The sequence below is a fragment of the Massilia sp. NBRC 108631 genome, from assembly GCF_059704565.1.
Genome location: NZ_BAAKJE010000192.1, coordinates 1 through 229, shown reverse-complemented (window position 1 = coordinate 229; position 229 = coordinate 1). Strand labels below are relative to the sequence as shown.

General features: G+C 62.9%; 1 protein-coding gene. It reads right to left on the bottom strand.

What is annotated here, in order from left to right; all coding sequences use genetic code 11:
* On the bottom strand, nt 1-229 hold a 229-nt coding region (locus AC6H42_RS21140), incomplete at both ends, for an ATP-binding protein (protein ID WP_497548881.1).

Below are 229 nucleotides of genomic sequence, written 5' to 3'. Positions count from 1 at the left end.
TTGCGTAGTGCTAGCGGTCGCAGCGGTGCGGCGGCGGTAGCTCTCGACGTTCAGCTCGAAGATGGTCGAGTGATGCACCAGCCGGTCGACCGCCGCGAGCGTCATTGCCGGCTCAGGGAACACTTCATCCCAGCCGGAAAATGGCTGATTCGCCGTCAACGCCATGCTCTTCCTTTCATAGCGCGCCGCGATCAGCTCGAACAGCACAGACGTCTCTGCCTGGTCGCGC